The following is a 26,230-nucleotide window of genomic DNA, read 5'->3' as shown; positions in this document are numbered from 1 at the left end:
GTGTTCACGAATCTCCATGCCGATCACAGTCGCCCTGATCAGATCGGCCAGGGGCGCAGGATTGGTGCACGCGCGCCTGGCGGATCCGGATCAGGCCAGCGGACATTCTGATCCGGTCGACCGTTGAAGCGGGGCCCAGCCACCTGAAACAGCGTGTCTGGGACAGATCTACCAGTTCGCATAATGTATATTATGTTAAATGCTGCCCGGTACTACCTGGGTCCGCTGAAGCTGGTGCTGGCGTCGTTCTAGCCTATTCGTGGTTCCAAGGACAAAGCGAGCATTGATGCATGTCTCAGTACCTGACAGGCCCCTTCGCAGGCTGGAGCATCCGCGGCAACTACCTCGTCAGCCCTGACGGTGACCGCATGACCCCCGAACGCCTTGTAGGCCTTGCATGGCGCGGCAAGATGGAACTTAGGCTGGCCGGTTACGCCTCCAGACGCAAGGCCGAGGCCAGTAAGGCAATCGCGGGTCGGCGTCAGATGGTCAAGGTCGTTGTCGTGGATCTGGGCGATTTCAGGGAACGCCACTTCGGGAAGTCTGCCGGATGAAAGCGCCACCGTAGGGGCGTGCCCCTACTCCCGCCCGTGTCCGCTTCCGGCCAGTAGCGGAAATTCCCAGCGCCTGAGTTAAGCCGCGCCGCGAAGCGGCGTCGGCTTGGACGAATTGTTAGGCATCGTCTGCCATGAAGAAGAACTGTTTTGCAGTCTGCTTTCCGTACTTCTTCTTGGCTTCCGCGTCACTCAGCACATCGCTGTACTGCTTCTTGCATTTGCAAGCGTCCGGGCACTGCCTCTTCAAAATGTCTAATGACTTGAGACCGCCCTGCCATGCAGAAGCTCTGAGCGCGCCAACGGCCTGACTATAAACGTCTGTGTCTTGGTAATCCCATTGAGGATCGTCCAGAACGATATCACGTAAGTGTGGCGTAAGGCGGAGCACGCCGCCTACATGACGAAGCATGAACATGGACCCAAAGTTACCCTTTTTGTAGCGAGCCTTGAATTCTTCAACTGAAGAGTAATAACGGTCAGCGGCCGTTTCGCCGTCCTTCCATTCTGTGGGGTTTTTTTTGGTAATCCACACGGACGGCAACCAATCTTCGCCGAGAAGGTCTAGATTGAAGCGAAAGAGAACGGGCCCGTAAAAATTGCGCGAACTTGCTCTGGCATGTATGTCGACGCTATCTAGGAATATGTCGTACCAGATTCCATAGCGCCTATCTAGACCGTCGGACTTTTGCGGCGTCTGCTCTATTCCCTTTTCATCAACAGTGCCACGTGAAAGCAAACGACCGTGCTGGAGAAAAACACAGGATGTTTGGATCGTGTTCGCGTGATGCAGGGTGTCGATATCTAGCTTGCGGAGCACGTCCATGACCGATTTTGAGTCGAGTTCCACTTTACTCTCCAAACTAGGCCTAACTACCTAACAGTCGGACCCGTGGGTCCGGTTATACGATTTCCCCACAAAACATCGTATTGCGGGCTTCCCCTTTGGCATAGCTCGATCTTAGGGTGGCCGCGACCGACTAACACCCCAGCGTATAACCGGCCCGAGGGTTAAGGCAAGAGACCTCGAGAGGCCCTAGCCGGCAGACACAAGTCCGCTTTGGGTCGGGAGCCGCCCTACCCCCGATAAACATCCCTAATCCTCCACGCTGCCAGCGATTGATCAGATTCCATCGCGCACGCGCACTTGCTCCTGAGAGCTTGGGGGATGTCAGGAGGACCGGGCGACCTCAACGAAAGTCTTCCCAAAAGCTAATGACTGCTTAACTAACGGCTAATTGGTCCTTAATCCAAGCCGGCCAGCATGCTCGCCATGTCCTGGATCCCCACCTCCCTCGCTGTCACGTTCCCCTCCCACCTGCCGCAGTCGCAGGTGGTGGGCCAGCAAGACTCAAACCGCAGCGAGGTGGAGCAGTTCATCGCCCACGTATACCGCGAGCGCTACGGTGCCACCCTGCACGCGTTCCTGCCCCATCTGCTTGCGTTCCGGGATGGACAGGGGCACCTGGTGGCGGCGGTCGGCATGCGCGTGGGCAGCGAAGGCCCGTTGTTTGTCGAGCAATATCTCGATGAACCGGTGCAGGCCATCCTCTCGCATCGGGAGATCGCCAATGTGGGCCGCGACCGCATCGCTGAGATCGGCAACTTTGCCGCCACCACGCCCGGCATCGCCCGTGAACTGATTGTCCGGTTGACCGAGATGCTGCATGCCGCACGCGTGCGCTGGGTGCTGTTCGCGGCCACCCAACAGCTGCGCAACACCCTCGACAGACTGCATCTGGTGACGGTGGAACTTGGCGAGGCAAGCCCAGAGCGACTCACCGGCGATGCCTCCCAGTGGGGCAGCTACTACCAGGCCCGGCCGAAGGTGGTCTGTGGGAATGTCGCCGCCGGACGTGCGTTCTTGCATCAAGCACGAAAACACGATGCGCGCGCCAAAACGGATCCTGATTCGTCTCTGCAAGCCATGGTGGGGGCGCAATGAACGCGCTGACCTCTCCCCTGATCGCCGGTCTCGGCAGGCGCAACGCACGCGTGCTCACTTCCAGCGCGGAAATTGGCGATGAGCAGATCCGGCAACGCGCATTGCGATTGGCTAGTCGGCTGGACCTGCAAGGCATCGACCGCGTCGCAAGCCAGCTGGACAACGGCATTCACTGGCTGGTCCTGGATCTTGCCGTGCGCGAGCTCGGCGGCGTGCATGTGCCGTTGCCCACATTCTTCTCTCCCGAACAGATCGCTCATGCCCTGGCGTCCAGCGGTGCCCAATGCGTGGTCACCGCCCGGGGCGCGCCTGCGCCAACGGGCAGCATGGGCACACTGGGGACGTTGGACGGCGGGACGCTCGCCCAGTGGCGGACCTGTCCGGCGACGTCGGTCGACCTTCCCGCTAGCACCGCATGCGTGACCTACACCTCCGGCACCACCGGCCGCCCCAAGGGCGTGTGCCTGTCGGCCGACACGCTGCTCACGGTCGCCAGTTCACTGGTGCAAGGATCGTCTGCGATTGCCCCGCGCCGCCACCTCTGCCTGATGCCGCTCTCCACGCTCCTGGAGAACGTCGCCGGGCTGTATGCAACGCTACTCTCGGACGCGCAGATCGCGCTCCCATCGCTGGCGGAGATCGGCTACACCGGCGCCTCGGGCCTGGACGTGCCGACGCTGTTGCGGTGCCTGCACCGCTATCAGCCGGAGAGCGTCATCCTGGTGCCTCAGCTGTTACTGGCGGTGGTGATGGCCGCCGAAAGCGGTGCTCCCCTGCCCGCCTCGCTGCGCTACATCGCCGTCGGCGGTGGGCGCGTGGGGTCGGGGCTGCTTGCACGGGCGCGCGCCCTGGGGCTGCCGGTCTTCGAAGGCTATGGGCTGACCGAATGTGCCTCGGTGGTCTGCCTCAATCAACCCGGTGCGAGCCGGGATGGCAGCGTCGGCAAAGCGCTTCCACACGCTCGTATCGCCATTGTCGACAATGAAATCCAGGTCGATGGGGCACGCGCACTGGGCTACCTCGGTGCCGAACCGCTTCCCGACGGTCCCATCCGCACGGGCGACCTGGGCCACGTCGACGCTGACGGATTCGTCCACGTCACCGGCCGCCGCAAGAATGTCTTCATCACCGCGTTCGGTCGGAATGTCTCGCCGGAATGGGTGGAGAGCGAGCTGCTTTCCCACCCGGACCTTGTCCAGGCGGTGGTATGGGGCGAAGCACAGGCCGACAACGTCGCCGTGCTGGTTCCGCGTCGCGCCGACCTGGACGATGCCGCCCTCGCCCGCGCCGTCGCCGAGGTCAACGCCGGCCTGCCCGACTACGCCCGCGTCTCGCGCATCGTGCGCGCACCGGCACCATTCACTGCAGGTGCCGGGCTGCTCACCGCCAATGGGCGCCCGCGTCGCGACGCCATCCTGTCCCATTTCCAGGCCGAGGTCGATGCGAGCTATCGCCGTCCCGCCTCCGTTCCTTCCACGGGAGTATCCGCATGAGTTTCCATTCCGAACTGCTCGCCCAGACCCAGCAGGAGCGAGCCACCCTGATCTCCGTGCCGATCATCCAGTCCGCGCTGGGGGGCCAGATCGCCCGCGAAGACTACGTCGCCTTCCTCGGGCAGGCTTACCACCATGTCAGGCACACCGTTCCGCTGTTGATGGCCTGCGGCGCGCGTCTGCCCGCCCGGCTTGAATGGCTGCGCACCGCCATCGGCGAGTACATCGAGGAAGAAATGGGCCACCAGGAGTGGGTGCTGGACGACTTGGCGGCCTGCGGTGCCGACCGCGCCGAAGCCGCCGCCAGCCTGCCCTCACTGGCCACCGAGCTGATGGTGAGCTACGCCTATGACACCATCCACCGAGGCAACCCGGTCGGCTTCTTCGGCATGGTGCTGGTCTTGGAGGGAACCAGCGTGGCGCTGGCCACCCGTGCGGCCAACACCATCCAGACCTCGCTCGACCTGCCGCGCAATGCCTTCAGCTACCTGTTGTCCCACGGCGACTTGGACATCGAGCATGTCGGCTTCTTCGAAGGGCTGATGGACCGTCTGGACGACCCCGCCGACCAGCAGGCCGTCATCCATGCCGCCCGGCGCTTCTACGTGCTGTACGGGGACATCTTCCGCACGCTTCGCCAGGACGGCGTGCGCTGGGCGGAGGCCGCGTGATGAACCTCGCCGGCAGGACCGTCATCGTCACCGGCGCGAGTGGCGGCATCGGCGTGGCGCTGTGCCACGCATTGGTCCAGGCGGGCGCCTCGATCATGGCCGTCGGGCGCAACCGCAGCCGGCTCACCTCACTTGCCGCAGAGCTACCGGCTGGGCGCTTGCAGACCGTGGTCGCTGACCTGTCCACGCCACTGGGCCGCTCGCACCTGATCGCCGCACTCCGACAGGCCAATGTGTCCCCTTCGGTGCTGGTGCTGGGCCACGCCCAGAGCGCGTTCGGTCTGTTCGAAGACCAGCACCCCGATGAACTGGAACACCTGCTGCAGACCAACCTGGTCGGCTCTGCGCTGCTCATCCACGCCCTGTTGCCGATGCTGCGCCGCCACGAACAGGCCAGCGTGGTCGCCATCGGCTCCACCTTTGGCAGCATCGGTTTTGCCGGCTTTGCCACCTACAGCGCCAGCAAGTTCGGCTTGCGCGGCCTGATGGAGGCGTTGTCCCGTGAACACGACGGCACCGGCCTGAGCTTCCAGTATCTCTCTCCGCGCGCCACGCGCACCGCCTTCAATACGCCTGCCGTCGATGCGCTCAATGCAGAGCTCAAGGTCGGCAGCGATGCGCCGAAGGCCGTCGCCGCTGCGCTTGTCCAGGCCATCGTCCAAGGCGATCGGCGCCGCCAGCTCGGCTGGCCGGAGAAGCTGTTCGCCCGCATCAACGGCATGTTCCCGGCGCTGGTCGACCGCAGCCTGCGTGCCCAGCTTCCCATCATCAGGCGCCACGCCTCTCAAGCGCAGCCCATCCAAGAGGACTCCTCTCATGAAGCAACGTCACGGTAAAACCATGTTCATCCTGCTCATCAGCGCGTTGGTCATGTTGGTCGGCATTGCCTGTGCTGCCGAACCGGGAACGCCCATGACAGTCGCCCAGTTGCGCGACCGCTGGGCCCAGATCAACTACCAGACCAGCAAGCCGCAGCGACAGACCGCGTTCGAGGCCTTGGCCAGCCAGGCAGCGAGGACCCGTCAGACCGAGCCAGGTGATGCCGGCGCACTGATCTGGGAGGGTATCGTCCTCTCCAGCCTCGCCGGCGAGAAAGGTGGCATGGGGGCGCTCAGCCTGGTGAAACAGGCACGGGCGGACTTCGAGGCCGCCCTGAAGATAGATCCCAACGCACTGCAGGGTGCGGCCTACACCAGCCTGGGTGCCCTTTACTATCAGGTTCCGGGCTGGCCGTTGGGCTTCGGCAATGACGAAACCGCGGCGGCTATGCTGAAGAAGGGTTTGGCCGTGGATCCGAACGGGATCGATGCCAACTACTTCTACGGCGATTTCCTGCGCGACCAGAAGAACTGGCAAGGCGCCCGGGCAGCGCTCGAAAAGGCGATTGCTGCACCTGCCCGCCCCGGCCGGGAAGTCGCCGATGCCGGCCGGCGTGCCGAAGCGACCGCCAAACTCAACGAGGTCCGGGGCCACCTTGCCAAGTAAGCCCGGGACAACGAGACTGCCTGCATGCGCATCCTGCTCGCCGAAGACGATGCATCACTCGGGGAAGGCATCCGGACCGCACTACGTCGGGCGGCATACGCCGTGGACTGGGTGCAGGACGGTGCCTCCGCGCTGACCGCCATCGGCGACGGCGACATCGACTTGGTTGTGCTGGACCTGGGTCTGCCACGAATGGACGGGATCGACGTCATTCGCAAGGTGCGCGCAGCGGGCGGAAACGTGCCCATTTTGGTCCTCAGCGCCCGCGAGCGGGCGTCCGACCGCACCCTTGGGCTGGATGTGGGTGCCGACGACTATCTGGGCAAGCCGTTCGACACCCCCGAGCTGCTTGCCCGGGTGCGCGCCCTGCTCCGCCGTAGCGTAGGCCGTACAAAACCGACGTTGGAAGCGGGTGCGCTGAGCCTGGACCCGGCCCGTCTGACCGCCATCTGGAAAGGGCACACCCTCGACTTGACCCGCAGGGAGTTCGCCCTGCTGAGACTGCTCATGGAACAACAAGGCAGGCCGCTTGGGCGGGAGACCATCCAGCAGCACCTGTATGGCTGGGATGAGGACGTGGCCAGCAATGCCGTCGATGTGCATGTCCACCAACTGCGCAGGAAGCTGGATCCCGGCATCATCCGCACGGTGCGGGGGATCGGCTACGCCTTGGGCGACCCCTCGGACGCTACTGCATGACGTCCATCCGTCGCCGCCTGCTGGTCGTGTTGCTGGGGGTGCTCTCCCTGCTCATGCTCCTGGCGGCCGGTCTGAGTTATCGGGCCGGTCTGCAGGAGGCCGGGGAACTGTTCGACGCTCGGCTGGTGCAGTCCTCGCGGGTGCTGTTGAGCCTGGTGGACGAGCCGCTCAGCGATCTGAGCGCGTTTCCCGGCGATCCCATCGTCCTGCGCGGTTGGCACGGGCGCGCCGACGGCGTTGGCGAGGCATTGGCCTTCAAAGACGGGCACGCCTACGAAAGTAAGCTGGCCTTTCAGATATGGACGCCTGAGGGTCGCCTGCTGCTCCGATCGGACAGTGCGCCCACTGCGCCAATGGCGAGCTTGTCGCCGGGCTACGCGGATGTCGACATAGAAGGGGCGCAGTGGCGCACCTTCACGCTGCGCTCTCCACAGGGTCGATGGTTTCAGTCCGCCGAGCGCTCGGACATCCGCCAGGAGCTGGCCGAGGACATTGCCGTCGGCACGCTGCTGCCGCTGTTGCTTGCGCTTCCGGTGATGGCCTTGGTCATCTGGCTGACGGTCGCCTGGGCGACGCGCTCGTTGCGGAAAGTCTCCACCGATATCGGTGAGCGTGACCTCGACCGAATGACACCTTTGGATGACACGAAGCTCCCAGAGGAGGTCCACGGCCTGGTTCGCGCGTTGAACGAGCTGCTGCAGCGGCTTGATCTGGCATTGGCACGCGAACGTCGCTTTATCGCAGATGCTGCGCACGAGCTGCGCACGCCGATCAGCGCGGTGAAGGTTCATGCAGACAACGCGCGACTGGCGTTGTTGGATGAGGAGCGCCACGAGTCACAGCGGTTGCTTGCCCGAGGGGTCGAACGGGTTGAGCGCTTGGTATCACAGCTGCTGTCGCTGAGCCGAACCGAGCGCAGCATCGGAAAGGATGCGTTTGCCAAGCTAAGCCTGGACGCCCTGGTGAGCAACGAGGTTGAAGAGCTCAGGGCCTTGGCAGCTTCAAAAAGCCACGTTATGAACCTCGTTCTCGATAGAGCTGACGTTTTCGGCGACGAGTTCTCGCTGGGCTTGCTGGTACGCAACCTTGTCGAGAATGCCATCCGGTATACCCCTGAGCATGGGGTCGTGGTGGTGTCTACCGAACAGACGGGCGAGCAATGCGTCCTTACGGTGGAGGACTCTGGCCCCGGTATTCCGAAGGACCTCCAAGGCCGCGTCTTCGACCGCTTCTACCGTGTGATCGGAAGTGGCGCGGAGGGCAGCGGATTAGGCCTATCTATCGTACAGGAGACACTGGAGGCACATGACGGAGCGATCACCCTTGGCACTTCGCAGTGCCTTAACGGGCTGAAGGTGACGGTTCAATTACCTTCCAGAGCGCAGCAGCCAAGGTAGCAACCATATTCATCGACCCCGTAGGTTGATGGGTAGCCTGAAGGCGTCCACTTGCGCCCCATTCATTGGGCGCACCCGAAACAGCGATGCTTCGACCTCTCGCCACTCATAATCGGACAAGTGATGATTCACAGAGAATTTCACCGAAGCCAGCGTGGCGGGTGCTTGCGCGCTGGCGTTTTGGGTGCGAATGACGGGCTTCTTTCTACCAGCAGCCTGATCGTGGCAATGGTCGGTGCTGGGGCAGCGACGCACACCGTTCTCATCACTGGACTATCTGGACTTCTTGCCGGCGCCCTTTCAATGGCTGCTGGCGAGTATGTCTCAGTCAGCTCGCAAGCCGATGCGGAGAAAGCCGATACAGAAAAAGAGCGTGGTGAGCTTGCCAAACAGCCGGATGCAGAGCTGCTTGAACTGACTACCATTTACGAAAAGCGAGGACTGAGCCGCCAACTGGCCGCGGAGGTGGCTCGTGAGCTCACTGCGCATGATCCCCTATCTGCTCACCTTCGAGACGAGCTTGGCATACATGAGCTTACCAAGGCCCGGCCTTTAGAGGCCGCGGTCGCCTCTGCAGCTTCATTCGTGCTCGGAGCGCTCCCACCTGTCCTCATGGTCGCACTTCTGAACCACAGCGGCTTGGCAGCGGCGATAGTGCTTATGACTCTCGTCATCCTGGGCATCCTGGGAGCTCTCGCAGCCAAGCTCGGAGGCGCATCACAATTGCGCGGGACCTTACGCGTGGTGATCTGGGGCGCAATGGCGATGGGAAGCACGTATGCGATTGGCACATGGTTCGAATCACTCGCCACAAGCTGAATGCTGTGGCGACTCTGCGCACTTCGACGAAATCCAAGCGCTTGCATCCAGTGGGCCCAGATTGCCCGGTAGACAACGTCAGCTCATTTAGTCAGGTGGTGTGGTCTGACCGTGAGCCGATCCACTGCTGACAAGAGATCTTTCAATCTAAGAGGCTTACGCACCAACGAAACCCCTGCGTGAGACTGAGGGAGCAAGTCTATGAACGGCCCCGACATGAACACATACGGGACTGATTGATCTCTCAGATGGTCAGCAAGCTCAAAGACAAGCTCGTTGCCGACATGAACGTCCAGCAGTGCAGCCGAAAAGGTCTGCTCATTGCTCATCTGGACAGCCTGGCTCACAGTTCTAGCCCAGTGCACTTGGTATCCATGATCAAGAAAGAGAGCCTCAAGAATCTCGCCGAAGACTGCGTCGTCCTCGACCACAAGAACGCTTAGTGAAGACGATGGACCTGACGATGGATCATGCATGAGCACGCACTGAGAAAGATGACTTATTCACAATGGGCCAACCAAGGTGACCGTAGTCTTCACACTGCTTGGGCCGCCAATTGCCCATCACCAGCGAATTGGTAGCCCCGCCAGGTACCGACGAGAGGTCGCTAAGACCAACACGGCTTAGCAGCTGCCATTCCTCCCCCGATAGCGATCCCTGATCGCCTGCCCTACCGGATGTTCGCTGCCGGCCCGAAGTAGACCTTTGCCCTACCCCTGATAACGATCCGTAATCGCCCGCCCTATCCCGTGCCCGCACTCGGACGAAGAGCGGGTTAATTGAGAAGGTCAGCCTCCCAACTGGTCGTTGATCGCCCACTTAGCGCCGATCAATCTGCTTCACCGCCCAAGTCCCGATCCAGCATACAGTCGATGAAAGCCCGCAACGCCGGCAGCATATGCCGGCGGCTCGAGTAGTACAGGTAAAGGCCAGGGACCTTGGGCGACCAGTCCGCCAGTACGCGCCGCAGGCGGCCATCGCGCAGTGCCTCGGCGATGTCATCGTCGTTATAGGCATACAGGATTCCAAGTCCCTGCAACGCTGCGGGCACGATGATGTCCTGGTGGTTGGAGATCACGTTTCCTTCGCCGAGGAACTCGACGGTTTTCCCCGCTTTACTGAATTCCCAGCCCGCAATCCTGCCGCTGCCGGGGAAGCGCCAAAGGATGCAGGCGTGTCGGCTCAGCTCCTCAGGCGTCCTGGGTTCACCGTGGCGGGCAAGATAGTCCGGCGATGCGACGGCAAGCAGTTCGACATCGGGCGTCATTCGGACCGCAACCATATCCTTCTGCACGCGATTGCCCACGCGGATGCCGGCATCGAACCCTTCGCCCGCGATGTCGCTCAGGCCGTCATCGATCACGATGTCCAGCACCACATCGGGATGGGCACGTGCGAAACGTCCAAGCCGTGGCGCGATCAGACGCTTGGCAGCCATGCTGAGCGTGTTGATGCGCAGCGTTCCCGAGGTACGGGTCCGTGTGTCCACCGCCTCCGCTACGGCCGCGTCCATTTCCCGCAGCATCGGCGCCATGCGTTCGTGCAGCCGCCTGCCCGGCTCGGTGGGAGAAACACTGCGCGTGGTCCGGTTCAACAGGCGCACGCCCAGTCGCGCTTCCAGCTGGCGAATGGTCTGACTGAGCGCGGACCGGGAGAGCCCCAGGTGATCGGCCGCCTGGGCGAAGCTTGACCTGTCCACGATGGCGACGAACGCCTTCAGTTCTGCAAATTCAGAGCCGCGCATTGTGCACTCGTTTCTACATAGCCTGCTCAGATAGTAGGTGATTCTCTTACCACAAGGAACGAGTCACTCTGGCCCCGTCCACCACAACGGAGAACTGACATGCAAAGACTCGATCTTCCCGAACCGATCAAGGCCTATTTTGTCGCCGACCAGCACGACGGCCGGGCGGTTGCCCGATGCTTCACGCCCAACGGGCGTGTGCTGGATGAAAGAAATACCCATTCAGGTACAGCGGCGATCGAAGCATGGAAAGACGCTTCCTCGGCAAAATACACCTACGTCGCCCGCCCCCGAGCGGTAGAGAGGCTGGATCGCAGCTATATCGTGATCGCCGAAGTGTCAGGCAACTTCCAGGGCAGCCCGGTTGACCTGCGCTACATCTTCATTCTGGAACGCCGCAAGATCGCCTCGCTGGAGATTGCCCCATGACCTTCGATCTTCAATTGACAGGCAAGCGGGTGCTGGTGACAGGCGGTGCCCGTGGCCTGGGCGCTGCGGTCGTCGATCTGTTGTCGAGGCTGGGGGCACGTGTCGTGACGGCTGCGCTGTCGGCGCCGAAGCACCCTGTCGATGGTGTGCATTATGTAGCGGCGGATCTCGCTACCGCCGAAGGCGTGCGCCAGACGTGGGAGGCAGCCACACGCCATCTCGGCACCCTCGACATTCTGATCAACGTGGTGGGCGGGTCGTCGGCGCCGGCGGGTGGCTTCGCTCGGCTGGACGATATGGAGTGGACCAAAGCGCTCGATCTGAACTTGATGTCGGCGGTGCGGATGGATCGCACCTGCTTGCCCGCCATGATCGCCCAGGGCTCAGGAGTGATTTTGCATGTGACGTCGATCCAGCGGCTACTGCCGCTGCATGACGCCACGATTGCCTATGCCGCAGCGAAGGCGGCGTTGTCCACCTACAGCAAGGCCCTCTCCAAGGAAGTGACCCCCAAGGGGGTGCGCGTGGTCCGCGTGTCGCCGGGCTGGATCGAGACAGACGCTGCGATCGCATTCGTCGAGCGGATTGCGTCCAATGCAGGCACAGATTATGAGCGCGCCAAACAGCAGGTCATGCAGGGGCTGGGCGGCATCCCGCTGGGGCGCCCGGCCAAGCCCGCCGAGGTAGCCGATCTCATTGCGTTCCTGGTCTCGCCGCGGGCGGCGTCCATCTCCGGGGCCGAGTACACGATCGATGGCGGCACGGTACCGACCGCCTGAGGTTGCGCCCCGACCATCCGGGCCGCTCGCGCTCGCGGCCTTCACAGTTACCACGGCACCCCGAATGCAACTATGCAAGCACGCGACCTGCCCCCTCGGTAACCTATGCCCCACTTTCGCCGTCTCTTTGGTCGTTGGCTCCGTCTGCGTCGTCTTGTCCGTTGGCGCTGGCGTGAGCGCCAGGCCTCGGTCCCGGCCATCGAAGCCGCCGAGGTTCCACTGCGGGCCGCGCTGTACAGCGTTGAACAGATGGAGGTGTACGGCCGCGCGCTTGCGCGCCAGCATCGCGTGCGGATGCGTCCTGGCGCAGAGCGCCTGCTCGATCGCCTGCAGGCCAACGAACGTGTCCTGGAAGACGCCAACACGCTGCTCAGCAACGTAGTGCGCGAACAGCGGCCGGTGACGCCGGCCGGGGAATGGCTGCTCGACAACTATTACCTGATCCAGGAGCAGATCCAGACCGCGCGCCGCCACCTGCCGCGTGGCTACAGTCGGCAGCTGCCGTCGCTTGTCGCCGGCCCCTCGGCCGGGTTGCCGCGCGTGTATGAACTGTCGATGCAGGCCATCGCGCACGGCGATGGCCGCATCGATGCAGACACCTTGAGCCGCTTCATCGCTTCGTACCAGTCGCTTGCGCCACTGAGCCTGGGCGAACTGTGGGCCGTTCCCATCATGCTGCGTCTGGCGCTGCTGGAGAATCTGCGGCGCATGGCGGCACGGGTGATGCGTGACGGGACGGACCGCGGCCTGGCGGCCCAATGGGCGGACAACCTCAATCGCGCCGCCTCCGACACCCCTACCGACGTGGTCCTGGTGGTGGCCGACATGGCACGCTCTGAGCCGCCCTTGACCGGCGCGTTCATCGCCGAGCTGACCCGCTCGCTGCAAGGGCGCGGCGGCGCCTGGGCCATGCCCGTCTCCTGGCTGGAACAGTGGGCTGCCGCGGCTGGGCAGCGCATCGACGAGCTGGTTGCCGCCGAGGGGCAGCAACAAGCGGCGGATCAGGTCTCAATCGGCAACAGCATCGGCAGCCTGCGGTTCCTCTCCACCATGGATTGGCGCACCTTTGTCGAAGATATGAGCGTGGTCGAGCAGCGGCTGCAGGAGGACCCCATGGGCGTCTATCCGCAGATGGATTTCGGGACCCGCGACGCCTATCGCCATGTCGTGGAAAAGATCGCCCGCGGTAGCCGCGTCGCCGAAGAGCGCGTTGCGACCATTGCGCTTGATCTGGCACGGGCGGCCACACCGGTCGATGGGCCACGCACGCACGTGGGCTATTGGCTCGTCGGCGAAGGCGTGGACGCCACCGTGGACGCGGTGGCCGAGGCAGCACCGCGCCACCGCAAGGCCCGGCTACGGGCGCATCGCGTGCCACTTGCCCTCTACCTGCTGCCGATCGCGCTGCTGGCCGTGGTGGCCACCGCTGGCCTGCTGGCCTCGGGCAGTGGCGCGGTGCCCGTGTGGCTGGCCGCGCTGTTCGGGCTGCTGGTGTTCAGCGAGCTGGGCATCGTTCTGGTGAACTGGACCGCGACGGTACTGGTCACCCCCAGGCCGTTGCCCAAGCTCGATTTCAGCGAAGGCATCCCTGTGGCTTGCTCCACCGTGGTCGCGGTCCCCTCGATGCTGTCCAGCATCGACGGCATCGATGTGCTGACCGAAGCGCTGGAGGTCCGCTTCCTGGCCAATCGCGATCCTCAGCTGCGCTTCGTGCTGCTGACGGACTTCCTGGACGCCCCGGCCGTCGAGACGCCGACGGACGACACCCTGCTCGCGCACGCCGTTGAACGGATCGAGGCACTGAACAGCCGCTACGCGGCCGAGCGCGGCGATCGCTTCTATCTGCTGCATCGCCCCAGGCAATGGAACCCGGGCGAAGGGGTGTGGATGGGGCACGAGCGCAAGCGCGGCAAGCTGGCAGCGCTCAATGCCCTGCTCCGCCAAGGCGATGCGGACGCGTTCATGCGCACCGTCGGTGACACGGCGGCCTTGGTCGGCGTCCGCTACGTCATCACCCTGGATTCGGACACGCAGCTCCCGCGGGATGCCGCACGCGCCTTCGTCGCCACCCTGGCGCACCCGCTCAACCGCCCGCGCTTTGATCCGGCGCTGCAACGCGTGGTGGAGGGCTACGGCATCCTGCAACCCAGCGTCGGCACCAGCCTGGGCACGCGCCGCACCTCGCGGTTTGCCCGGATGTTCGGCAGCGAGCCCGGCATCGATCCGTACTCGCGCATGGTCTCGGATGTCTACCAGGACCTGTTCGACGAAGGCTCGTTCGTGGGCAAGGGCATCTATGACGTCGAAGCGTTCGAGCATGCGCTGGAGGGTCGCCTGCCTGAGAACCGCATCCTCAGCCACGACCTGCTGGAAGGCTGCTATGCACGCGCTGGCCTGGTCAGCGACGTGCGCCTGTACGAGGACTATCCCGAACGCTATGCCGCCGATGCCAAGCGCCGTGCGCGGTGGATCCGCGGCGACTGGCAGCTGTTGCCGTGGTTGATGCCGTGGACGCCGCGCCCGGGATCAGGGTGGGAACGCAACCGGCTCAGCCTGCTGTCGCGCGGCAAGTTGCTGGACAACCTGCGCCGGAGCGTGGTGCCGATTGCTGCCTTGGCCTTGCTCGTGGCGGGCTGGCTGTATGCCGAACGCCCGGTCGCGTGGACGGCGTGGGTGCTGGCGTTGTGGTTCGCGCCGCCGCTGATCGGCATGCTGCGCGATGCGCTGAGCGTTCCGGACGACACCCCGCTGGAAGCGCACTACATCATGGTTGGGCGCGGCACGCTGCAGTCGTTGCTGCGTGCCGCCACCCAGGTCGCGTGCCTGCCCTACGAAGCGTTGCTGGCCGCTGGCGCGGTGCTGCGTACGCTCTGGCGCATGACCGTCACCCGCCGCCACCTGCTGCAATGGAACCCCTCCAGCGAAGTCGAGCGCCGCCTTGGCAGCGACCGCGGTGCGGAATGGCGGGTGATGGCGCCGGCGTCGGTGCTGGCGGTTGCGCTGGCAGCGGTCGTGGCCAGTGTGGCTCCGCACGCCCTGCCGGTCGCCCTGCCCCTGCTGCTGGCGTGGACCTTCGCGCCCGCGTTGATGGCGTGGCTGGGCCGGCCGCCGGCCGCGAGCGTGGCCGAACTGTCCGTGACCCAGCGGGCGTTCCTGGGCCGGCTGGCGCGGCGCACCTGGTCGTTCTTCCAGGCGTGGGTGCGCGAGCAGGATCATTGGCTGCCGCCGGACAACATCCAGGAGCACCCGACGCTGGTGGTGGCGCGGCGCACCTCGCCGACCAACATCGGCCTGTCCCTGCTGGCCAATCTGTCCGCGTGGGATTTCGGCTGGCTCCAGCTGGGCGCGGTCGCGGAACGTACTGCCCTCACCTTCGATACGCTGGACCAGCTCCCGCGCCATCGCGGCCACTTCCTGAACTGGTACGACACCGAAACCCTGGCGCCGCTTCAGCCGCGCTACGTCTCCACCGTGGACAGCGGCAACCTGGCCGGCCACCTGCTGACGCTGCGCCAAGGCCTGCTCGCGCTGGTGGACGCGCCGGTGCTGGCGCCACACACCTTCGATGGCCTGGCCGATACGCTCGGCGTGCTGGAAGAGGAACGGCAGCGCCATCGCCCCGCTGACGCACTACTGGGCGAGGCGCTCAACCATCTTCGCCAGCGCCTGGCATCAACGCGTACCGACCGCCCCCGTGGGACCGCACAGCTGCTTGCCCGGTTGCAGGAGCTGGCCGCTCTGGCCGACGCCGTGCTGGCGCAGTGGCCGGCACCGGAGTCGCCCGAAGAAGGTGCGCTGCACTGGCCGGCCCTGTTCGCTGCCGAATGCCATGCCGCCCACGCGACGCTCGCCGACCTCCCTGCCGATGCCGGCGCGGACGTGGAGGCGCCGGTGCCCAGCCTGCGCCAGCTGGCCGCGCTGCCCGGTTCCGCCGGTGCGGACGCGCGCGTGCGCATCGAGCAGCTGCAGGCGCTGGCGCACCGCGCCGGGCAGTTCTCGCTGATGGAATACGGGTTCCTGTTCTACCGTACCCGCAACCTGCTCTCGATCGGCTACAACGTCGACGATCATCGCCTCGACAATAGCTTCTACGACCTGCTGGCCTCCGAAGCACGGCTGTGCGCCTTCGTCGCCATCGCCCAGGGCCAGTTGTCACAGGAGAGCTGGTTCGCACTTGGCCGGATGCTCACCGAGGTCAACGGCACGCCGACGCTGTTGTCATGGAGTGGCTCGATGTTCGAGTACCTCATGCCGCAGCTGGTGATGCCCAGCTACCCGGACACACTGCTCGACCAGACCGCGCGGCATGCGGTCGAGGCGCAGATCGTCTACGGCCGTAGCTTGAATCTGCCGTGGGGCGTCTCCGAGTCCGGCTACAACGCCGTCGATGCCCGCCTGAACTACCAGTACCGTGCCTTCGGCGTGCCCGGGTTGGGCCTCAAGCGCGGCCTGGGCCAGGACCGGGTGATCGCGCCCTATGCCAGCATGATGGCGCTGATGGTGGCACCGGAGGCGGCGTGCCAGAACCTCCAGGCACTCGAAGGCCTGGGGTTCTCCGGGCGCTTTGGCATGTACGAAGCGATCGACTACACCCCTGCCCGGCTACCGCCGGGGCACGATCACGTCCTGCTGCGTTCATTCATGGCCCACCACCAGGGCATGGGCCTGCTGTCGCTGGATTACCTGTTGCGCGACCAGCCGATGCAGCGCCGTTTCGTTGCCGATACCGAGTTCCAGGCGACCTTGTTGCTGCTGCAGGAACGCATCCCGCGCATCGGCGTATTCCATCCGCATGAGGTCGAAGCCCTGGGCGAGCACTCGGCCATGACCGAGCACGAGACCTCCCTGCGCGTCCTGCGCGACCCGGCCGGCCCGCGCCCGGAAGTGCAGCTGCTCTCCAACGGTCGCTACCACGGCATGCTGACCCATGCCGGCGGCGGCTACAGCCGCCACGGCGACCTGTCGCTCACCCGCTGGCGCGAAGACGGCACCACCGATGCCTGGGGCACGTTCTGCTACCTGCGCGACGTGGACAGCGGCGAGTTCTGGTCTGCCGCCTACCAGCCCACCTGCGTGGCGCTGGAGCATTACGAGGCGATCTTCTCCGACGCCAAGGCAGAGTTCCGTGGTGCCCGCCGCGGCTGCGAGAGCCATCTGCAGGTCGCCATTTCCGCCGAGGATGACATCGAGCTCAGGCGCCTGCGCCTGACCAACCGCGGCCGTCGCCAGCGCACGGTGGAAATCACCACCTATGCCGAAGTGGTGCTGGCCCCCGCAGCGTCCGACGACGCGCATCCGGCCTTCAGCAACCTCTTCGTGCAGAGCGAGATCCTGGCCGCCAAGCAGGCCGTGCTCTGCACGCGCCGGCCCCGTTCGCACGACGAAGTGCCACCGTGGATGTTCCATCTGGTCGCGGTGCATGACGCCGAGGTGGTGTCGATCTCCTACGAAACCGACCGTGCGCGCTTCCTGGGCCGTGGCAACACGCCGCGGACGCCGCAGGCGTTGACCACCGATATCGACCTCTCCGGCACGGACGGCTCGGTGCTCGACCCGATCGTGGCGATCCGCGTCCGCGTGGTGCTGGAGCCCGAGCAGACCGTGCAGCTGGACATGGTGTATGGCATCGGCGCCGACCGCACCGGCTGCGAGGCGATGGTCGACAAATACCGTGACCGCCGCCTGGCGGACCGTGTCTTCGACCTGTCCTGGACACACAGCCAGGTGGTGCGCCGTCAGATCAACGCCAGCCAGGCCGAGGCCTCTCTGTACGAGCGCCTGGCCAGCCACGTGCTGTATGCCAATCCGCTCCTGCGCGCGGGCGACGCCGTCCTGCAGCAGAACCAGCGCGGACAATCCGGGCTGTGGGGCCATGCCATCTCGGGCGACCTGCCCATCGTGCTGCTCAAGGTCACCGACGCGGAGAACGTGGAACTGGTCAGGCAGCTGGTGCAGGCGCACGCGTATTGGCGCCAGAAGGGACTCAACACCGACCTGGTGATCTGGAACGACAGCAAGGCCGGTTACCGGCAGGAACTGCAGGACCAGATCCTGGGCATGGTAGCCGCCAGTTCGGAGACGGGCCTGCTCGATCGCCCCGGCGGCATTTTCGTGCGGCCGGTGCAGAACATGAGCCACGAGGACCGCGTTCTGCTGCAGGCGGTGGCACGGGTGGTGCTCAGCGATGAGGACGGCACGCTGGCCGCGCAGGTGGGGCGCCAGCCGCTGCCCGTGCGACGGATACCGGCGCTGGTGCCGCAGGCGGAGCAGCAGGAGCTGGCACTGGCGATGGACGCGACGCCCGGGCTGCCCGTCGTCGCCGACCCGGGACCCGAACCCGGGCTGCCCCCGGGTGTCGAGCACGACGAGGAGGTGGACGACCCGTGGCCGTTCCTTCCGTACCGCGGCGCTGGCCGATTCGACAACGGCACCGGCAGTTTCAGCGAGGATGGCCGCGAGTACGTGGTGGTGGTGCGCGAAGGTGCCCCGACGCCGGCACCGTGGGCCAACGTGATCGCGAACGCCCGTCTCGGCACGGTCGTCAGCGAGAGTGCGCCGGGCTATACCTGGTTTGAGAACGCACACGAATTCCGCTTGACGCCCTGGCTAAATGACCCGGTGTCCGACACCGGCGGCGAGGCCTTCTACGTGCGCGATGAGGACACCGGCCGTGTCTGGTCGCCGATGCCGTTGCCATGCCGGGGCACTGGTGCGTACCGTACCCGCCATGGCTTCGGCTACACGGTCTACGAGCACGTCGAAGACGGTATCGCCAGCGAGTTGTGGGTCTTCGTCGATGTCACCGCGCCGCTGAAGTTCTCGGTCCTGCGCTTGCACAACCTGTCGGGGCGGCCACGGCGCCTGTCGGCCATCGGCTACGTGGAGTGGGTCATGGGTGACCTGCGCCCGAAGTCACGCATGCACGTGGTGACCGAACGCGACCCGCAGACCGGGGCGCTGCTGGCGCGCAACAGCTACAGCACCGAGTTCGGCGGCCGGATGGCCTTCTTCGACACCGATGCCGAGGGCTGCGGCTGGACCTGTGACCGCCTGGAGTTCATCGGCCGCAACGGCGGATTGCACGCACCTGCAGCGTTGCGTCGCGAGCGTCTGGATGCCCGGGCCGGCGCGGGCCTTGATCCCTGCGCGGCGATCCAGGTGCCGCTGGAGCTGGCGCCTGGCGACCGCAGTGAAACCACGTTCCGCCTTGGCGCGGGGCGCGACCGCGAGGAAACGCTGGCGTTGGCACGAAGCCGCCAGGGCAATCAGGAAGCCATCGATGCGCTGGATGCCGTGCGCATCCACTGGCGCAATGTGCTGGCCACGGTGCAGGTCCGCACACCGGACCCGGCGTTCGATGCACTGGCCAATGGCTGGCTGGTCTATCAGACCCTGGGCTGCCGCTACCTGGCACGCAGTGGCTACTATCAGTCCGGCGGCGCGTTCGGCTTCCGCGACCAGCTGCAGGACGCGCTCGCCCTCGTACACGCGCGCCCGGACCTGACCCGCGAACACCTGCTGCTCTGCGCGGCACACCAGTTCACCGAAGGCGATGTGATGCACTGGTGGCACCCGCCGCAGGGTCGCGGCGTGCGCACCCGCTGCTCGGACGACTATCTGTGGCTGCCCCAGGGCGCATCCCGCTACCTGGAGGTCACCGGCGACGCCAGCGTGCTGGACGAAGTGGTGGGCTACATCGAGGGTCGCGCGGTGACCCCGGAGGAGGAAGGCTACTACGACATGCCCACCCTTTCGGCGCAGCGCGGCACACTGTATGCGCACTGCGTCGTCGCGCTGGAGCGCGGGTGCCGGTTGCTCGGCGAACGTGGGCTTCCGTTGATGGGCAGCGGCGATTGGAACGATGGCATGAACCGCGTCGGCGACCAGCAGCGCGGTGAAAGTGTGTGGCTCGGTTTCTTCCTGCATGACACGCTTCGCCGCTTCATCGGGCTGGCCAACGCGCGTGGCGATGCCGCCCGTGCGCAATGGTGCGAAGAACAGGCCGAACGCCTGCGTCAGAACCTGGAACAGCATGCCTGGGACGGCGCGTGGTATCGCCGTGCCTGGTTCGACAACGGAGCCATGTTGGGCTCGTCACAGAACCTGGAATGCCGCATCGATTCGATCTCCCAGAGCTGGTCGGTGCTGTCAGGCGTGGCCGCGCCTGAGCGTGCCAGCCAAGCCCTGGATTCGCTGTACACGCATCTGGTGCGAAAGGACGCCAAGCTGATCCAGCTCCTCGACCCGCCCTTCGACCAGACCACGGAGGACCCCGGCTACATTCGGGGTTATGTACCGGGCGTGCGCGAGAATGGCGGCCAGTACACCCACGCGGCGGTGTGGGCGGCGATGGCATTCGCCCAACAGGGCGATGCGGTGCGTGCCTGGGAGCTGGCCGGCATGATCAACCCCCTGAACCACACGCTGGACGCCGAGGCGGTCCAGACCTACCGCGTCGAACCCTATGTGTTGGCTGCCGATGTCTACGCCGTGTCCCCGCACGTCGGGCGAGGCGGCTGGACCTGGTACACCGGGTCGGCCGGGTGGATGTATCGCCTGCTGGTGGAATCGCTGCTCGGCATCCGTCGCGACGGTGATCGACTGTCGCTTGAACCTTGCCTGCCCGATCACTGGCCGTCGTTCGAGCTCAGCTACCGCTTCGGGCGCAGCCTGTACGAGTTCGTGGTGACCCGCACTGCGCAGGGTCAGCCGACCCTGCATGTGGATGACGTCCTGCAGCCGGACCTCACCGTCCTGCTCCGCGACGACGGTCATTACTACCGTGTCGCGCTTGATCTGGGTGCACCGCCGGGATGAACGTTCGTCCCGAGATACAGGTGCAACTTGATGCGCTGGCCGACAAGCTGGACCACTGGGTGGCGCGCGTGCGCCACCCAGCGCAATTCTGGACACAGTTTGAACAGCTGGCTGGCGAGATTCTCGACCAATGCGCGAACGCGGAAAGGGACCATGCGTGTGCGTGCATCCAGGCCATGCTCGAACGCCATGCGCTGGAACTCCCGTCCTGGTTCGAACGCGGCGACACCCCGCCGCCGGGGACGCCGGGAGCGTGATAGCGGAGTGCCCGTGCCGGCTCAAGATCAGAAGCTGTACTTCACGTGCGTGTGCAGCCGGTTCAGCCGGTGTCGCTGGGAACCGTCCCGACCAGCAGTGTGCGGGGTTGGCGCTGGGCGACGGCCTCGCGTCGTCTGCGCCGGCCATCCGTGGCCAGGCGCGTGCGCAACGTGGCCTCGCCAACCGCCGGGCGCGGATCAACCCGATACGACAGCGGGAATCTTGATGGACTTGACGTTGACAAACTCCTTCAGCCCCTCGGGACCGTGCTCACGCCCATAGCCGGAGGCCTTCACACCCCCGAAGGGAAGCGCGGGGGACGCCACGTCGAAGGTGTTGATGAACACCATGCCGGTGTCGAAGTACGTGCTCGCCAGTTCCCGGGCGCGCTGGACGTCTCGGCTGAAGATGCCCCCACCCAAGCCGTAGCGGCTGTCGTTGGCGATGCGCAGCGCATCTTCATCGTCCTCGGCGCGGATGATGGCCGCCGCAGGACCGAACAGCTCATCCTCGTAGGCCACCTGGCCCGGTGCCACATCCGCCAGCACCGTGGCGGGGTAGAACCAGCCGGTGCGGTCTGGCACCTCACCGCCAACCACCAGGCGTGCGCCCTGCTCCACGCTCTTGGTCACTTGTTCGTGCAGCTTGTCACGCTGCGCCTTGGAGACCATGGGGCCGAGCTGGGTGTCGTCGGCGTTCGGGTCGCCCATCCGGATCGCCACGAACGCCTTGGCATAGGCGCTGACGAAGGCCTCGTAGTTCTTCTTTGTCACGATAAAGCGCTTGGCGTTGACGCAGGTCTGCCCGTTGTTGAACAGGCGGCCTTTGACGCAGGTCGCCACGGCCAGATCCAGGTCGGCATCGTCCAGCACCAGATAAGCATCGTTGGAGCCCAGCTCAAGCACCGTCTTCTTGAGGGCTGCCCCCGCCTTCGCGGCCACGGTACGCCCTGCCGCTTCGCTCCCGGTCAGTGTCACCGCGCGCACCAGATCGTTTTCCACGATGGCATTGGACTGGTCGTGGCTGATCAACAGTACGCCAAACAGCCCTTTGGGCAGCCCGGCACTTTCGTAGATGTCACGCAGCAGCAACCCACTGCCGGTGCAGCTCTCGGCGTGTTTGAGCAGCACGCCATTGCCGGCCATCAGGCTGGCGATGGAGTAGCGGATCGCCTGGTAGGCCGGGAAGTTCCAGGGCTGGATGCCGTACACCACACCGATCGGCGCGTGGGTGACGACGCCCGTGGCGCCCTCCACATCCCGCTCCTCATCAGCCAGAACGACAGGGCCCTGCTTGGCGGTGTAGTCACAGATGCTGGCACACAGCTCGATTTCAGTGCGGCTGTCTTCAATGAGCTTGCCGACCTCGTCGGTCATCAGCTGTGCGAACTCCTCCTTCCGCTCGCGAAGTGCCTTGGCAATGCCGGCAATCACCTTTGCTCGCTCATCGAGACTGCGGAGACGCCATTGCGTAAAGGCTTCATGGCTCGCCTTGACGACGGCAGCGGCTTCGGCGTCAGACATGTAGGAATAGGTGGCGACCACTTCTTCGGTCAGCGGATTTACCGTGGTGAGATGGCTGTTGGGCATGGGAAAGGACTCTTCACTTCAAAACGGGGGTCGGTAAAGAGTCGCCGTCGTGCAGTTTCCAGGCCGTGAATTCCTGGACGACGTGCATCACTGCGGGTTCACTGAATCGCATTCCTGCCGCTTGATTTCGATGGCATACGCATCGAGCGTGTCGCCGGGTCCAGCGGCGCATATGCGCTTACCTATAGGGTGGACGCGACGCTGCTGCGACGGGTGCCGGTGATACCCACTTCATCGCGGTGCTATCGCTGCGCAGTCCCATCCTTCTCCCACCTCAGCGTGAATGTCACCTCCATCTTCTGGCCTGGCACCAGCCGCCGCGGCGCCAGGGTAAACCCATCCGGCGGACCGGTCTGAGGCTCCACGCACGTCGCGTGTCCAGCACCGTCATACAGCACCCAGTGATCCGTATCCGCCCACAGCCGCAGGCGCTGGGTGCCAGACACCAGCGACACCTCGGCTTGATTGATGAAACAGTCATCCCAAGGTCCGGGCGCGGGGCTGACGCAAGGCAACATGGCAATGCCCTCCCCGTCCCGTGGATACATCGCACTGGGCGAGAACAGCACCTGATCCGGCTTGCGGAACCAGGGATGAAAGCCGAGCACGGCGGGCATTGCGTGGTCGCCAGCCTGGACGGAGAGGTGCAGGTCCAGGCGATCCGGCCGTACGTGGATGCTCTGCGTCGCACTGCCGCCGAAGGGCCAGTAAGCGTCCTTGGGCAGCGCCAGCGACAACGTCACCGCCTCCGCGCCGATGCTCTCGATGTGCCAGGGCCGCGTAAAACCGACCCCGTGGATAGCGTGCGCCCCAAAGTTCGCAGGCAACTCCATTGCCCTGCCGTCAAAGACAAAGCGTCCCTGCCGAATGCGTCCCGCCCATGGCACCATCGGGTAGCACCCCCAGCCGATGGCAGCCGCACTACCCTCGTGTTCGCCCACCAGCCACTCCACGCCGTCGTAGCGCAGATGGGCAATGCGCCCACCGGCTTCCGGGGCGAGCGCGACCTCCAGCTTGCCTGCACGCAACCAGTAAAGGCGGCCGGCAGGCAGCGGCGCCTGCGCATCGTCCCTGGGTGAGGCCGTTTCAAGCGCCATAGGGATCAATCGTCCGGATGCTGCCGTCCGCGTTCATGTGCAGCGGTGTGCACTTGACCGAGCGCAGGTGGGTCACCCCGCCGGACAACACGGCGTCATGGTAGAACAGGTACCACTGCCCTTCGAAGGCGCAGATGGAGTGGTGCGTGGTCCAACCCACCACGGGCGTGAGGATCACGCCGCCATAGGTGAACGGTCCGTACGGGCTGTCGCCGATGGCATAGCAGAGCAGATGGGTGTCACCCGTGGAGTACGACAGGTAATAGCGCCCCTGGTATTTGTGCAGCCACGGTCCCTCGAAGAACCGGCGCGCGTGGTCGTCGGCGCGCAACGGCTGCCCGTGCTCGTCCAGGATGATGATCTCGCGCGTGGGTTCGGCAAGGCGGGTCATGCTGGCATCCAGCCGGCCAACCCGCGGGCCGAGTGCAGGCGCGTCTCCGGTCGGCTCTTCGTGCGCTGCGTCGTAACGGTTGTCCCGATACTTCTGCAGCTGACCACCCCAGATGCCGCCGAAATAGAGGTAGTGCGTGCCGTCGTCGTCCTCGTACACGGCAGGATCGATCGAGTACGTCCCCTCCATGGGCGCGGGTTCGGGGGTGAACGGACCCTCCGGGCGATGTGACGCGGCTACGCCGATGCGGAACATACCCTGCCTGTCCTTGGCCGGAAAATAGAGGTAATAGCGTCCGTCCCGGCTGGCCGCGTCGGGCGCCCACATCTGCTGTGCGGCCCACGGCACGTCGCGGACATGCAGCGCCACGCCGCAGTCGGTGGTCTCGCCGTCGGGCGTGTCCATCCGCAGTACGTGGTAGTCCTCCATGCCGAAGTGACCGCCCTCATCGTCGAAGGGTGCGCCGCTGTCGATGTCGTGCGACGGGTAGATGTACAGGCGCCCCTCGAACACATGGGCCGACGGATCGGCCGTGTAGATGTGGGTCACCAGCGGCGGGGAGATCGCGTGTGCCGTGAGGTGATGCCCGGTGCCGCCCTGCCGGCGCGCATGCAGGTCCTGCTCGATGCGGGCTTCCATCTTCTTGTCGATCTCATAGAGCAGGAGCAGCACGACCGCGAGCAGGAACGGCAGGGAGCAGTACACACTCACGGTCAGGCGGATGCCGTCCACCACGGCCTGGGGTTGCTGTTCCGCGCCCGCCTGGTAGCCGTGGTGCGCCAGAATGCCGGCGACCAGTGCGCCGCCGATGCTCAGGCCGATCTTCAGGCCACACAACATCGCCGAAAAGATGATCGCGGTGGCGCGGCGGTGGTTCTTCCACTCGGAGTAATCGGCGACGTCGGCGATCATCGCCCACAGCAGCGGGATGGTGATGCCGTAGAAGAACCCGTGCAGCATGAAGGCCGCAAAGCCCACGGCAACCGCCGTAGGCGGGAGGAAGTAGAACGCAAGCAGAAACAGGGTGGACACCAACAGCGCGCCGCCAAAGACACTGCGCTTGCCGAAGCGATCGGCGAGATGGCGGGACACGCCAATGCCCAGGATCATGCACAGGATGCCGCAGGCGTTGAACAGGCTGAACGCAGAGGTCGCCGGATCCTCCGGCCAGGTGAAGCCGGACAGACCCCATCCATTGAGCGTCGCGTTCAATCCTCCGATGAAGTGGTTGAAGCCGGACGTGTCGAGGAAGCCCGCCAATGCGGCTTCGCTCATGTAGTACTGGAAGTAGTAGATGTACGTGCCGCCCTTGAGGGCCAGGTTGATGAAGACCAGCACGGTGAGGGCCAGCATCACTTTCCACGGCCGGTTGTGCAGCAGGTCGGTCAGATCCTGCAGCACCCCGCCCGTCTGCTCCCTGGCGGGCACGATGCGCTCGCGCGTGGTGGCAAAGGTGATCAGAAAGAACAGGGTTCCCACTACGGCAAAGAGGGTCATCACCCGCTCGAAGCCCTGCACGCGATCGCCGTCGCCCAGGATCAGCACCAGCGGCAACAGCAGTACCTGGATGATGAACTGCGCAATCATGACCGCCACGAAGCGGTAGGCCGAGAGGCTGTTGCGCTGGGCCATGCTGCCGGTCAGCACCCCGCTGAGCGCGGAATACGGCAGGTTGTTGGCCGCATACACCAGCATCAGCAGGCCATAGGTGGTCAGGGCGTAGACGACCTTGCCGTGCTCACCGAGGTCCGGCGTACTGAACGCGAGGAGCGACAACACGCCGAACGGGATCGCCGTCCACAGGATCCAGGGCCGGAACTTTCCCCATCGGGTGGCGGTGCGGTCGGCCGCGATGCCGATCAGCGGCGTGAAGACAAACGCGCCCAGCAGACCGATCACGAAAATGATCGTGGCCGCCGTGGCGGGCGGTAACCGGTACACATCGGTATAGAAGAAGGCCAGGTAGGTGATCAGCGTCTGGAAGATCAGGTTGGCCGCAAGGTCGCCCAGGCTGTAGCCCAGCTTCTCCCGGATCGACAGCGTGTGCTCGGGGGTCTCCACGG

Annotated in this window: 19 protein-coding genes and 1 pseudogene; 14 read left to right on the top strand and 6 right to left on the bottom strand. The window is 64.9% G+C overall.

All coding sequences use genetic code 11. From position 1 onward, the window contains the following. The first annotated feature begins 290 nt into the window (after positions 1-290). A complete protein-coding gene (locus GQ674_RS09125) occupies positions 291-554 on the top strand; it encodes a DUF3653 domain-containing protein (RefSeq protein WP_159496795.1) in 264 nt (87 codons plus the stop codon). A gap of 118 nt (positions 555-672) precedes the next feature. Here GQ674_RS09125 and GQ674_RS09120 read toward each other — a convergent pair whose 3' ends face one another. Next, positions 673-1,404, bottom strand: a complete 732-nt coding sequence (locus GQ674_RS09120) for a hypothetical protein (protein ID WP_159496794.1) — start codon at positions 1,402-1,404, stop codon at positions 673-675. Between the two features lie 414 nt (positions 1,405-1,818). Between GQ674_RS09120 and GQ674_RS09115 the strand changes: the two genes are divergently transcribed. The 9 genes from GQ674_RS09115 to GQ674_RS09075 all read left to right on the top strand — a co-directional run bounded on the left by GQ674_RS09115 (position 1,819) and on the right by GQ674_RS09075 (position 9,506). Further along, positions 1,819-2,499 (top strand): thermostable hemolysin, encoded by a 681-nt coding sequence (locus tag GQ674_RS09115; RefSeq protein WP_159496793.1) that lies wholly within the window; start codon positions 1,819-1,821, stop codon positions 2,497-2,499. Then, positions 2,496-3,992: an AMP-binding protein gene (locus GQ674_RS09110; protein WP_159496792.1), complete on the top strand. Its 1,497-nt coding sequence runs from the start codon at positions 2,496-2,498 to the stop codon at positions 3,990-3,992. Before GQ674_RS09115 ends, GQ674_RS09110 begins: the two co-directional genes overlap by 4 nt. Further along, complete coding sequence (locus GQ674_RS09105) at positions 3,989-4,663, top strand: iron-containing redox enzyme family protein (RefSeq protein WP_159496791.1); 675 nt, start codon at positions 3,989-3,991, stop codon at positions 4,661-4,663. Before GQ674_RS09110 ends, GQ674_RS09105 begins: the two co-directional genes overlap by 4 nt. Beyond that, positions 4,663-5,499 carry an SDR family oxidoreductase gene (locus tag GQ674_RS09100; RefSeq protein ID WP_159499357.1) on the top strand — a complete coding sequence of 279 codons (837 nt, stop codon included), beginning with the start codon at positions 4,663-4,665 and terminating at the stop codon, positions 5,497-5,499. The genes GQ674_RS09105 and GQ674_RS09100 overlap by 1 nt, the downstream gene beginning before the upstream one ends. Before the next feature lie 34 nt (positions 5,500-5,533). After that, positions 5,534-6,148, top strand: coding sequence for a hypothetical protein (locus GQ674_RS09095; protein WP_236546287.1), 615 nt, complete (start codon positions 5,534-5,536; stop codon positions 6,146-6,148). A 24-nt stretch (positions 6,149-6,172) separates the two neighbouring features. After that, complete coding sequence (locus tag GQ674_RS09090) at positions 6,173-6,847, top strand: response regulator transcription factor (protein ID WP_159496790.1); 675 nt, start codon at positions 6,173-6,175, stop codon at positions 6,845-6,847. A gap of 17 nt (positions 6,848-6,864) precedes the next feature. Further along, positions 6,865-8,244, top strand: coding sequence for an ATP-binding protein (locus tag GQ674_RS09085; protein ID WP_159499354.1), 1,380 nt, complete (start codon positions 6,865-6,867; stop codon positions 8,242-8,244). Between the two features lie 123 nt (positions 8,245-8,367). Continuing rightward, a complete protein-coding gene (locus GQ674_RS09080) occupies positions 8,368-9,063 on the top strand; it encodes a VIT family protein (RefSeq protein ID WP_201290268.1) in 696 nt (231 codons plus the stop codon). Positions 9,064-9,311: 248 nt separating this feature from the next. Further along, complete coding sequence (locus GQ674_RS09075) at positions 9,312-9,506, top strand: hypothetical protein (protein WP_159496789.1); 195 nt, start codon at positions 9,312-9,314, stop codon at positions 9,504-9,506. A 386-nt stretch (positions 9,507-9,892) separates the two neighbouring features. On the opposite strand, the gene GQ674_RS09070 is transcribed toward GQ674_RS09075, so the two are convergent. Continuing rightward, the gene (locus tag GQ674_RS09070; protein WP_159496788.1) at positions 9,893-10,807 is read right to left on the bottom strand and encodes a LysR family transcriptional regulator; all 915 of its coding nucleotides are present in this window, start codon (positions 10,805-10,807) and stop codon (positions 9,893-9,895) included. A 99-nt stretch (positions 10,808-10,906) separates the two neighbouring features. Between GQ674_RS09070 and GQ674_RS09065 the strand changes: the two genes are divergently transcribed. The 4 genes from GQ674_RS09065 (at position 10,907) to GQ674_RS09050 (ending at position 21,089) form a co-directional block, all read left to right on the top strand. Next, positions 10,907-11,236 (top strand): nuclear transport factor 2 family protein, encoded by a 330-nt coding sequence (locus tag GQ674_RS09065; protein ID WP_159496787.1) that lies wholly within the window; start codon positions 10,907-10,909, stop codon positions 11,234-11,236. Beyond that, positions 11,233-12,015: an SDR family oxidoreductase gene (locus tag GQ674_RS09060; RefSeq protein ID WP_159496786.1), complete on the top strand. Its 783-nt coding sequence runs from the start codon at positions 11,233-11,235 to the stop codon at positions 12,013-12,015. The genes GQ674_RS09065 and GQ674_RS09060 overlap by 4 nt, the downstream gene beginning before the upstream one ends. Positions 12,016-12,120: 105 nt before the next feature. After that, entirely contained in the window at positions 12,121-20,832 is an 8,712-nt protein-coding gene (locus GQ674_RS09055) for a glycoside hydrolase family 94 protein (RefSeq protein WP_159496785.1), read from the top strand. Next, positions 20,829-21,089 carry a hypothetical protein gene (locus GQ674_RS09050; RefSeq protein WP_159496784.1) on the top strand — a complete coding sequence of 87 codons (261 nt, stop codon included), beginning with the start codon at positions 20,829-20,831 and terminating at the stop codon, positions 21,087-21,089. Before GQ674_RS09055 ends, GQ674_RS09050 begins: the two co-directional genes overlap by 4 nt. A gap of 198 nt (positions 21,090-21,287) precedes the next feature. Here the strand turns inward: GQ674_RS09050 and GQ674_RS09045 are convergent, their stop codons facing one another. The 4 genes and pseudogenes from GQ674_RS09045 to GQ674_RS21760 form a co-directional block, all read right to left on the bottom strand. After that, positions 21,288-22,679, bottom strand: a complete 1,392-nt coding sequence (locus tag GQ674_RS09045) for an aldehyde dehydrogenase family protein (RefSeq protein WP_159496783.1) — start codon at positions 22,677-22,679, stop codon at positions 21,288-21,290. A 242-nt stretch (positions 22,680-22,921) separates the two neighbouring features. Further along, positions 22,922-23,776, bottom strand: coding sequence for an aldose epimerase (locus GQ674_RS09040; protein ID WP_159496782.1), 855 nt, complete (start codon positions 23,774-23,776; stop codon positions 22,922-22,924). Then, on the bottom strand, positions 23,766-24,731 hold the full coding sequence (locus tag GQ674_RS21765; protein WP_328803883.1) for a glycoside hydrolase family 43 protein: 966 nt from the start codon (positions 24,729-24,731) through the stop codon (positions 23,766-23,768). The genes GQ674_RS09040 and GQ674_RS21765 overlap by 11 nt, the downstream gene beginning before the upstream one ends. Before the next feature lie 33 nt (positions 24,732-24,764). Further along, positions 24,765-26,228, bottom strand: a pseudogene (locus tag GQ674_RS21760) (MFS transporter); the annotation flags it as partial. Positions 26,229-26,230 lie beyond the last annotated feature (2 nt).

The organism is Stenotrophomonas sp. 364 (assembly GCF_009832905.1).
GTDB lineage: Bacteria > Pseudomonadota > Gammaproteobacteria > Xanthomonadales > Xanthomonadaceae > Stenotrophomonas > Stenotrophomonas maltophilia_AP.
The sequence above is the reverse complement of the archived record's forward strand: the minus strand, read 5'-3'. Positions and strand labels throughout refer to the sequence as shown.